The following is an 11,165-nucleotide window of genomic DNA, read 5'->3' on the forward strand; positions in this document are numbered from 1 at the left end:
TCGATGAACTCTGGAAATCAAAGCCCGATGTCTTTATCGTTCAACCAACCCATCACATGCTGGGACCAAACACCTAGGTAACAAATTGCCTTCCGGATCGCGTGAGACGCTCTTGGAGCTGGGTGGAAAATTCGCGAGGCTGCTTGAGCCCAAGCTGTCAATCTGCACATCAATCCCGCGCCCAAATCGCTTGTGAATTTTTCGTCAGGAGGGAGGGTTTGGTCAGCTCTGCCAATAACACGATTTCTCAGATTGCAACCAAGGCGGTGTGCGTGGCGCCTGCATTGCAGTCGAGACGTTGGCCCCGCAGCGAGCGGTGACGGAGGATTGCGTCAACCCGCTTGTCGGCCTCAATGTTCATTACGTCTCGAAAGCGAACTAAGAGTCGCCTGACGATGACGCACCGAGCCATTATTGGTTGCCGGGCCGCCACCGCTGCAGAACGTTTCGAACATAGGCCGGCGTTTCGCCGTTCAGCGGGATTCTGCTGGACAGTTCTACGGCCCTAGGCCCGGCGTTATAGGCGGCAAGCGCGAGATGGATCCCATCGAAGCGATCAATCATCTGGCGAAGGTATCGGGCGGAGCCGTCGAGATTCTGCCGGGGATCGAACCGGTTGTCGACGCCCAACTCGCGAGCCGTACCCGGCATGAGCTGCCCAAGACCGCCTGCGCCCGCTTTGCTAACAGCCAATGGATTGTAACGCGATTCGACCCAGACCAGCGCATCCAGCAAGCCTGAAGGTAGTTCATAGCGGAATTCAGCTTCGCGGACGTGAGGCAGATAGATTTCCCGGCGATAGTTTGTCCTCGGACCTGCTGGCGGACCGGACCGGGACATCTCCGACCGAGGGCGCGCAATCGGTGAGCCAGCCTCAGCTGCGAGGCTTGCCTGGCTCTCCCATCTGCCATGCTCAACCAATCGGAACCCGCTATCGTCGACCCTGACTGCCGCGCCCGTCCCCGAGGATTGAACCGCGCCCGGATCCGGAAATTCGGTCCGCATGTCTTCGGCCCGAAGAATGGTAGTGCCGCCCAGGATTCTCAATCCCATGATGGCAAGCCCAAGTCTCATCCTGTGTCTCATCGATCCGCATCCATCTGTTCAAACGCGATGAGAACATTTATAGAACGATTCATCGTCAATCGGCAGTGAAAGGGCGCGGAGTGGAGGCTGCGCCGGGGAGGCATGCCCAATGGAGTAGGCCTCATGATGCATACGCAAACCTCGTCGCCACTGGCTGTTTGTGCCCGCAAACTCGTGGAATCGCTGGGCGGAACCTGGCGCGGGACCAAGGGCATGTGCTGTTGTCCAGCGCACGCCGACCGAACTCCCTCACTCAGCGTGACGCTTGGCCGGCAGGCGATTCTTTTTCACTGCTTCGCGGGGTGTACCAACGAGGCCGTGCTTGCGGCCGTTGCCGGCCAGGGCACTGGCCTTCGCGAGCTGTTTGATGGCTCATCGGCACTGGCCGAGTCTCGCGCGCCAAAGGAAAGCCAGAATGCGAACGCGGTCCGGCTTTGGCGGAGCGCTTGCGCGCTCGGCGGCACGGCTGCCGAGCGCTATCTCACCCGGCGCGGCATAGACGAGCGATCGCGCGATCTGCGCTATCTGGGCCGCACGCCGCTTGGCCCTCGCGACAATGTCCAGTTCAGGGCAGCGATGCTGGCAGCCGTCCGCAGTGACGAAGGTGTCATCGCCATCCACCGCACGTTCCTCGATCCGCGTTCGGGCAAGATCGCGCAGATCACAATGCCCAAACGGGCATTGGGAAGCCTGCAGCGCGGTGCGGTCCGGCTCGCTATGCCGAGAGGCGGGCGGCTCGGGCTGGCCGAAGGCATCGAGACGGCGCTCGCCGCGACGCAGCTGTTCGGAATTCCGTGCTGGGCAACGCTCGGGAACGAGCGCTTCGGACAGGTCGCAATCCCCGACAGCGTCCGTGAGCTTCACTTGTTCGTGGACAATGATCCGGGCGGACGCATTGCGGAAATGAAGGCGCGCATTGCGCACGACCGCAAGGATCGCACGATCATCGCCTGCGAGCCCGACCGGCGCGGCACGGACTGGGCCGATGTGCTGCAGGAGCGGGTGACCAGTTCATCCTGAACAGAGGGGAGGGGGCGGTTACCTTGCGGGACCACCAAGGCGTGACCGGTCCCGCAAGGAGGCACCATGACCCACTCTTCCCAACTGTTCGATTTTGTCCCGGCGAGCGAACCGAGATTGCTTGTCGCGGCTCGCTCGCTCGCACATCTGCTTGAGAATGACACGCCGATCGATCGTGTTGCGATTTCGCACGCTCTCATCGAGGCATTCGGCGGTTCCGATGCCGATGGCTGCTGGTCGGTTCGCGAAGCCCATGCCGCGCTCGAACTGGCGCAGGTCCTCACCCTCAAGGAGCAGAGTGGCCTGACACCTGCAGTCCCGCCGGTCGAAGCCTTCGCGGCTTTCGATCGGCTCGAGGCGCTCGTTCCCACCCAGACCACGCGGAGCGAGGAGCAGATCGAGTTGCAACAGTTCGCTACGCCGCCGCGGCTTGCCTGGCTGGCGGCGCGGGCAGCACGGATCGGGGCGCATGACCATGTCCTCGAGCCTTCTGCCGGGACCGGCATGCTTGCGCTCTGGGCAGAGAAGACCGGGGCAAGGCTTTCGCTCAACGAAATCTCTCCACAGCGCCGCGAGTGTCTCGAGGCGCTCTTCCCCGGGAGCAGCATCACCGGCCACGATGCCGAACTCATCGACGATCTGCTTGCGCCGCAAGTGTTGCCCAGCATCGTGCTCATGAACCCGCCATACTCGCACGGGATCGAACGCGGGCACGACGGCAGAACCGGCGCACGGCATGTGCGTTCGGCCTGGAAGCGTCTCGCGCCGCAGGGACGCCTTGTCGCGATCATGCCCGAATGGTTCGATGTGCGCCGCTTCCGGAGCTCGCTTACGGAACCAGCGACGCTTCGGTTGAACGCGGCGATCGAAGGTGCCTTTCGCAAGCAGGGAACCGGGATTACGACGCGTCTTGTCGTACTCGACAAGGTGGAGGGCTCGACCACATTCGAGGGATTGGCGGACCCAATCCCGATTTGGGAGCTGGCCAGCCTGATCGATGCCTTGCCTGCGCAATCCTGTGCGAATTCAGTCCATGCTCCCTCGACCATCTCCCGGACTTCTCCCGTTCGCCTTGTCGCATCGCGACCGCCATCACCGCTTGCGCCGCCGGTTGTATCAAGGCCGACGCAAGGCATTGTTCCCTGTGCTTATCAGGCGCTCGCAGAGCCCGCGCCGATGGCCGAACAGGTCGGACACTATCTTCCCTACAGGCCGAGCCGCGTTACCATCGAGGGGGCACGCGCGCATCCGACCCCCCTGGTTGAATCGGTTGCCATGGGCTCGATCACTGCCCCGCTGCCTGCAGCGATACCCATGCTGCCCGGCAACCTGATCGGGAATGGCCTGCTCTCGGCGGCACAGGCAGAGTCCCTCATTTATGCCGCAAGCGCGCACGAACGCGACTTGCCCGGGCGCTTCATACCCGAAGATGAGGGCTGCACGCTCAAGCCTTGCGAGGAAGGCCAGGTCTATCGCCAAGGCTACTTCGTGGGCGACGGCACCGGAGCCGGCAAAGGGCGCCAGGTCGCCTCGGTGATCCTCGATCGCTGGGTGCAGGGCGAACGACGCCACATCTGGATTTCCAAGAACGAGGCGCTCCTCGAGGATGCCCGCCGGGATTGGGCCGCTCTGGGCGGTCTTCCCATCGACATCCAGCCACTCTCGACCTGGAAGCTCGGATGCCCGGTTACGATGGGCGAGGGAATCCTGTTCGTGACCTATCCCACTTTGCGCTCGGGTCGCGGCGATGCGACCCGTCTCGAGCAGATCCTCGACTGGGCGGGCGATGACTTTTGCGGTGTCATTGTCTTCGATGAAGCGCATGCCATGGCCAATGCTGCAGGAGGCGAGGGCTCACGGGGCAAGGTCAAGGGTTCCGAACAAGGCGTTGCCGGCGTGCGGCTGCAGAACCTTTTGCCCCGCGCCCGCGTTCTCTATGCCTCGGCGACGGGCGCTTCGGACGTCAACAATCTCGCCTATGCGACCCGGCTCGGGCTCTGGGGCCCCGAGACCGCCTTTGCCAATCGCGAGGCCTTCGTGGCCGACATTCGCGATGGCGGCATTGCGGCGATGGAACTCGTAGCCCGGGACCTCAAGGCGCTGGGCCTTTACTCGGCGCGTGCGCTTTCGTTTGCCGGCGTCGAATACGAGATCCTCGAACACGCGCTGACGCCCGACCAGACCGCGGTCTACGATGCCTATGCCGATGCCTGGGCGATCATTCATGCCAACCTCCACGAGGCGCTTGAAGCGACGCGGATCGTCGATGGGGAGACAGGCGGCACGCTCAATTCAGGAGCGAAGTCCGCCGCGCTGTCGATCTTCGAGGGCACCAAGCAGCGCTTCTTTGCCCAGCTGCTCCTGTCGATGAAGCTGCCGAGCCTGTTGCCGGCCATCGATTCCGCGCTCTGCGAGGGCAATGCCGTGGTCGTCCAGCTGGTCTCGACCGCCGAGGCCATGCTCAATCGTCGTCTTGCCGATCTCACCGCCGAAGAGCGTGAGGCGCTGGAGATCGATCTCAGCCCGCGCGAATATGTTGTCGATTACCTCGCCAGGAGCTTTCCGGTTCGGCTCATGGCGGTCTTCACCGACGAGAACGGCGTCGCGCGTTCCGAGCCAATGATCGACTAAGCAGGCAATCCGGTCCTGTGCCGCTCTGCGCTCGCGGCCCGCGACGCCATGATCGAGCAGCTATGCGCGCTCCCTCCCATCGCAACTGCGCTCGATGCCCTCATCGAGCGGTTCGGCACCGATCAGGTCGCTGAAGTGACCGGGCGCAGCCGGCGCCTCTTGATCGGCCCGGATGGATCGCAAAAGCTGCAATCGCGAGGCCCGCGCGCCAATGTGGCCGAGACCCGCGCATTCATGGACGGGGACAAGCGCATCCTCGTCTTCTCTGAGGCCGGCGGAACCGGACGAAGCTACCATGCCGATCTCGGCGCCAGGAACCAGGCGCGGCGTATCCACTTCCTGCTGGAGCCAGGTTGGCGCGCGGATGCCGCAATCCAGGGCCTTGGACGGACCAACCGCACCAACCAGGCCTCGGCGCCGCTGTTCCGGCCGGTCACGACCGACGTGCGCGGCGAACGGCGCTTCATTTCGACCATCGCGCGCCGCCTCGACAGTCTCGGCGCGCTGACCCGCGGCCAGCGGCAGACGGGCGGACAGAATCTGTTCGATCCGGCCGACAACCTCGAGAGCGTCTACGCGAAGGAAGCGCTCCATCGCTGGTTCGGCCTGCTTTTTGCCGGCAAGCTCGATGCCGTCGCCCTGGACAGATTCACCGAGCTGACGGGGCTCAGGATCGAGGCACCGGACGGGTCGATGGTGGAGGACCTGCCTTCGATCCAGCGCTGGCTCAACCGCATCCTCGCGCTTCCGATCAGGTTGCAGAACGCGATCTTCGATGAATTCATGGGGCTGGTCGAAGCCCGCGCCGATGCCGCGCGCCAAGCGGGCACGCTTGATCTCGGGTTGGAGACAATCGCGGTCGAGAGCTTCGAGGTGCTCACCGATACCGTGCTGCGGACCGATCCGATGTCGGGGGCAACGACGCACCTTCTCGAACTGGAGATCGCGCGCAAATTGAGAGCCCTGTCGCTGGATCGCCTCGAACAGTTCCACGGCCTTGGAGAGCAGGCGCAGCAGACCCTTCGCAACGCCCGATCAGGGCGCGTCGGGCTGCTCCTGCCGGCTCGCAGCCTGCTCGATGACGAAGGTACGCGCATCGCCCGCTTCGAGCTTATCCGGCCGCTCAAGCGAGGCTACATGACGGCTGACCAGCTCGACGAGAGCAGCTGGGAGCCCATGGCGATGGAGAGCTTCCGCGAGGCCTGGAAGCTGGAGGTGTCCGAAGCCGAGGCGACCCGCAAGCGCGAGCGGTTGCATCTTGCAACGGGCCTGCTCCTGCCGATCTGGGACAAGCTGCCCACCGACTTCGTGCGCGTCAGCCGTATTGCGGCGAGCGATGGCGCATCGCTGCTGGGACGCGAAGTGCCCGCCTATGCCATTCCTGACCTGATGATGGCACTCGCCATCGACGGCGCTCCTTCGCTCGGCGTTGAGGAAACCGCGGCTGCCGTCCTGTCGTCCGGCCGCGCGATGCCCATTGCCGGGCCAGAGCCGCTCCATTTGAAGCGCAGTCTCGTCAACGCTTCGCAGCGCCTTGAACTGGTCGGTTTCTCGGCGGCAAGGCTGGATTGGTACAAGGTGCAAGGCTGCTTCACAGAGATCATTCGTTACCAGACGCGCCTCTTTGTGCCTACGAGCACGGCGACCTTTATCCTGGGACGCATCGTGCAGAGCCGCTAGCCGCTTCGCCAGCGCGGGTATGGCACGACCATGACCATTTTCCACCGGCAGAGGCCGGTGAAGCTCTGGTGTCGCGCGACGATCAGGGTGAGAAAGCGCGACAATCAAGATGAGAATCTGGGTTGGTGGGTTGGCGAAGGGCGTAGCCCGTAGCCGGCCCACCAACCCAGATGGCCTTTGTGAAGGGCCGGTGATGATCGCGGCGGCAAGGTATGGTGTAGGTTTTTCCGCAAGCGGGAGCCTGTCTCGTGCCTGGTCGACACATCAACGATCATCAAATGAGGCTGTTCATGAGTTACAGACGAACCGAGCCGGTGGTACGTGCCGCGGCGAAAGCAGGAATGAGCGCTGCGAGCGCCTATCGCCTGCTGAAGGATGCAAGACCTCCGTCGCAGCGTAAGGAACCGCGCGGGCGCAGGTGCCCCGATCCGTTGGAAGGGATCTTCGAGGAAGAGGTGGTGCCACTGCTCGAGGCGGCGCCGGGGCTTCGGCCGATCGCAGTTTACGAGGAACTTCGCCGCCGCCATCCGGACGAGGCGTTCGGATCACGCCGGACGCTTGAGCGTCGGATCCGCAGTTGGCGAGCCTTGCATGGTCCTGATCGCGAAGTGATCTTCCGCCAGGTCCATGAACCCGGCCGGCTCGGCCTGTCCGACTTCACCGCGATGGGCGGGCTCGGCATCATTGTCGCGGGCGCGCCGCTCGACCACATGCTCTATCACTTCCGCCTGCCGTGTGGCGGCTTCGAGCACGCGCATGTGATCCTGGGTGGCGAGAGCTTCGTGGCGCTTGCCGAGGGACTGCAAAACGCGCTGTGGTCGGCGGGCGGAGCGCCGCGGCTGCATCGTACCGACAGCCTCTCGGCCGACTTCCGCAATCTGGAGGCCGATGCGCGCGCCGATCTCACCAGGCGCTATGAGGCGCTTTGCGCACATTACGGAATGGAGCCGACGCGCAACAACACCGGCGTCGCTCATGAGAACGGCGCAATCGAGAGCGCACATGCCCATATCAAGGCCGCGCTCGGGGATGCTCTACTGCTACGCGGCAGCAGCGCATTCGACACCTTGGCCGACTATCGCCGGTTCATCGACGAAGTGGTCATCGCCCGCAATCGCCGCCATGCGGCCGCGATCGATGCCGAGCGTGCCAGTCTGCTACGACTGCCGGACACGCGCACGTGCGACTACGAAGAAGTGCTGGTCACCGTGACGTCCTCGGGTGGCTTTACCCTGCGCAAGGTGTTCTACACGGTCCCCTCGCGGCTTGTCGGCCATCGCTTGCGTGTGCGGCTCTACGATGATCGGCTCGACCTGTTCATCGGGGGGACCCGGCTCATGACCTTGCGTCGAGGGCGTTCGGGCGATCGCGGCAAGCATGGCCATGTCGTTGACTACCGGCATGTGATCCACTCGTTGCGGCGCAAGCCGATGGCGCTGATGGGCTTGGTCTATCGCGACAGTCTGTTCCCGCGTACCGCCTATCGCGCGATGTTCGATCACATGGTCGAGGTTCTCGGTGACCGGGCCGCATGCCGCGTCATGGTCGAGTTGCTGTCGCTGGCCCATGAGCGGGCCTGTGAAGCGGAACTGGCTAGCTTGCTCGAGGCGGACCTCGCTGCGCGGCGAATACCCGACATGGCAGCCTTGCGCTCCCACTTCGCTCCCGATCCCGCCGACCTGCCCATGGTCGTCGTCCAACTGGGATCGCTGGCCTGCTACGACAGTCTGATCGTTCCGGGAGAAGCGGCATGAATGCGTCCGCAACGATAGATGCCCAGCGCCTGACGCTCATGCTCAACGAGCTGCGCCTGCCCGCGATCAAGCAGATCTGGGGCGACTTTGCCGAACGCGCTGACAAGGAAGGCTGGCCGGCCGCGCGGTTCCTCTCGATCATCGCAGAGCACGAACTGGCCGAGCGCGACCGACGCCGGATCGAGCGCCACCTTGCCGAAGCGCACTTGCCGGCGGGCAAGACGCTCGAGACCTTCGCGTTCGATGCCGTGCCGATGATCTCCAAGGCGCAAGTGATGGCCATGACTGCGGGCGACGGGTGGCTCGAGAAAGGCGCCAACCTGATCCTGTTCGGACCTCCCGGCGGCGGCAAGACCCACTTGGCCGCAGCGATCGGACTTGGCCTTGTCGAGAACGGGTGGCGCGTCCTGTTCGCCCGAACCTCCGATCTCGTCCAACGGCTCCAGCTCGCCCGGCGCGAGCTCGCGCTCGAAGCTGCCATCGCCAGGCTCGACAAACATCACCTTTTGATCCTCGACGACTTCGCTTACGTCAGTCGCGATCAGGCGGAAACCTCTGTCCTGTTCGAACTGATCAGCGCGCGCTACGAGCGGCGCTCGCTGCTCATCACCGCCAACCAGCCCTTCGGCGAGTGGAACAAGGTCTTCCCCGATCCCGCCATGACCCTCGCTGCGGTCGACCGTCTCGTACACCACGCCAGCATCTTCGAAATGAACGTCGAAAGCTATCGGCGGCGCACTGCGCAAGCTCGTCGTTCGGGGCCCGGACGACCGCCCGCGTTCGCGACAATCAAGGGCATCGAGAAGCAAAGCGCCAGCGACCATCAGGACAACGCCTGAAGCCTTGCAATCGGACCATCCCAAGCGCAGAACTGTCGCGCCGCGACAATCAGACTCTCATCCTGATCGCCGCGCGCTTCTCATCTAGATCGACGCGCTACACTCTGGTTTCGGGGCGGGGCTGGCTCTATATAGTAGAGACCATGTCGCTGTTCTGCTTCCTTGGCCGGCACAAGCCTTCTGTCTCGTCGATGGCGCGCAGCAAAAAGGGCGGCCACGCGGCGCTTTGCGACAATTGCGGTGTCCCGCTCGAGAAGATCGACAATGGTCCGTGGCGGCCGGCCCAGGCTCCCGCCGCGATCATTCAGGCGCGCCGATAGTACAGTTCAAGTATTTCCTGGCGGTTGCGTTTAAGCCGGGACTTGCGCGCACGAATCGCACTTGATAGCCTTTGGCTGTACGGTCGGGCTTTGGCCGTACCGAGGCGTGAGAACCTCGCTTGAGCCACGAATAACCTGATCGTCTATTGACCGGGTTGCCGATGCGTATGTCCAGGCCGCTTGCGGCTAAAGGCATCGGCGCATGTTCTCAAGCATGTTCTCACCACCCGGTCAGTCGGGCGCCTCGTTCGATCGAACGGAAGGGCGCTGCGGCTTGGCATTGCAGAACCGACATTGCGGGTGGCTGTCGTGAGCACGGGTCGTTCGATGCGGCTCGACGAGACGGCAGCGAACGAACTTGCTGATCTTTATCGCGAGCATCGTCCGGGACTCTTGCGTCTGCTGGGCCGCCGTGCCGGCACCGACCACAGCGAAGACGTCGTCCAGCAGGCCTTCGCGCGGCTTGCCGGACGTGAACAGGGTGCCGAGGGTCTCCAATCGCCTTTTGCCTACCTGGCACGCACCTCATTCAACATCCTGAGCGATGAAAGCCAGAACGTGGCAAGGTGTGGCGAGGTAGGGCGCTTGATCGAAGGCGAGGCGATCGAACCTTCGATGGACGGCGTGGCGCTTGTCGAGGCGCGCGACCAGCTTCGCCGTATCGAGGTTGCGGTGGGCAAACTGAAGCCAATCACGCGCCAGATTTTCCTTGCCCGCCGGCTCGACGGCTATAGCTACAAGGAAATCGCGGACCAGACCGGCCTGAGTATCCGGGCAGTCGAGAAGCAGATGAGCAGGGCGATCAAGCAACTGGCACGACATCTCGGAACGCCATGATGGGCGAGGCGCGCGAACCCATCTCCGAAGCGATCTACGAGGAAGCATCCCGTCGCTTCGTGCGCCGCGAGCGCTCGCCCGAAGTGCAACCGGATCACGATCTTGCGGTCTGGCTCGAAGCCGATCCCCGGCACGCTGCGGCTTACGCCGAGATCGCAGACGCCTGGGAGCAAAGTCAGGTGCTGGCACAGAGCGATCTCGTTCGCGCTCGCAAGCTCGTTCGCGCGCCGTTCTACATGCGCCGTAACGTGCAGCTGGCGGCGATCGCGGCGACGGCGATTCTTGTCGTCGGCTTCGTCTCGATCCAGGGACTGGGTTCTCCCTGGCCGGTCGAGGTTGGCAGTCCGGTCCGCGCCGAGACCTACCGGACCGCCCTTGGCGAGATCCGGACATGGCGACTTGCGAACGGCACGGTGCTCACCCTCGACACCGAAAGCGAAGTCGTCGTCACAGTCGAGGACGGAGCGCCGCAGATCGCAGTCAGGGGTGGCCGGGTACGCGTGGACGGCCGGCATGGCACCCAAAATCCGCCAATCGTTACAGCCGACGAATTGCGTGTCGATGCTGGCGGGGGTGTGCTCGACGTGAGCGTGCTCGGCTCGAAGCCGTCCTATGCCGTGATCGAGGGCAAGGTCCGGGTCACGGGTGGGGAACAGGCAGCAGGGGCGGATGATATTACGGGGCAAACGGTCAGAGCAACAGCTTCTGACCGTAAGGGCGACAGGCTCTGGCCCCAAGGCATGATCGAACTCGATCACATGCCGCTTGGCGAGGCCGCCCGGACGCTCAATCGCTACAACAGCCTGAAGGTCCGCATCGATGGGCGGGATCTCGCAGCAAGGACGCTCAGTGGCGGCTTCCGGCTGCGCGAGCCAGAGGCTTTTGCAGGGGCCGCCGCATCGGCTCTCGATCTCGACATGCAAAAGCGCGCTGGCGAAATCGTCCTGTCTCCAAAAACAAACTGACAGCAGTCAGCCCAGTCGGGAAAAAATTCTGTC

6 protein-coding genes and 2 pseudogenes are annotated in these 11,165 nt (G+C 63.7%); 7 read left to right on the top strand and 1 reads right to left on the bottom strand.

All coding sequences use genetic code 11. From position 1 onward, the window contains the following. Positions 1 to 411: 411 nt before the first annotated feature. Positions 412 to 801, bottom strand: a pseudogene (locus B2G71_RS22175) (lytic transglycosylase domain-containing protein); the annotation flags it as partial. 603 nt (positions 802 to 1,404) lie between these two features. Here B2G71_RS22175 and B2G71_RS22180 point away from each other — a divergent pair. From B2G71_RS22180 to B2G71_RS22205, 7 genes and pseudogenes are all read left to right on the top strand, one after another. Further along, positions 1,405 to 2,106, top strand: coding sequence for a toprim domain-containing protein (locus tag B2G71_RS22180; protein ID WP_346426951.1), 702 nt, complete (start codon positions 1,405 to 1,407; stop codon positions 2,104 to 2,106). A gap of 66 nt (positions 2,107 to 2,172) precedes the next feature. After that, positions 2,173 to 6,417, top strand: a pseudogene (locus B2G71_RS22185) (strawberry notch family protein). Between the two features lie 278 nt (positions 6,418 to 6,695). Next, entirely contained in the window at positions 6,696 to 8,171 is a 1,476-nt protein-coding gene (istA, locus tag B2G71_RS22190; protein ID WP_206049485.1) for an IS21 family transposase, read from the top strand. After that, entirely contained in the window at positions 8,168 to 9,010 is an 843-nt protein-coding gene (gene istB / locus B2G71_RS22195; RefSeq protein ID WP_098108842.1) for an IS21-like element helper ATPase IstB, read from the top strand. Before istA ends, istB begins: the two co-directional genes overlap by 4 nt. Positions 9,011 to 9,153: 143 nt before the next feature. Next, a complete protein-coding gene (locus B2G71_RS24255) occupies positions 9,154 to 9,330 on the top strand; it encodes a hypothetical protein (RefSeq protein ID WP_168176457.1) in 177 nt (58 codons plus the stop codon). A gap of 327 nt (positions 9,331 to 9,657) precedes the next feature. Further along, positions 9,658 to 10,167, top strand: coding sequence for a sigma-70 family RNA polymerase sigma factor (locus B2G71_RS22200; protein WP_098108843.1), 510 nt, complete (start codon positions 9,658 to 9,660; stop codon positions 10,165 to 10,167). Beyond that, positions 10,167 to 11,132: a FecR domain-containing protein gene (locus B2G71_RS22205; protein WP_168176458.1), complete on the top strand. Its 966-nt coding sequence runs from the start codon at positions 10,167 to 10,169 to the stop codon at positions 11,130 to 11,132. The genes B2G71_RS22200 and B2G71_RS22205 overlap by 1 nt, the downstream gene beginning before the upstream one ends. Positions 11,133 to 11,165: the final 33 nt, after the last annotated feature.

The organism is Novosphingobium sp. PC22D (assembly GCF_002556635.1).
GTDB lineage: Bacteria > Pseudomonadota > Alphaproteobacteria > Sphingomonadales > Sphingomonadaceae > Novosphingobium.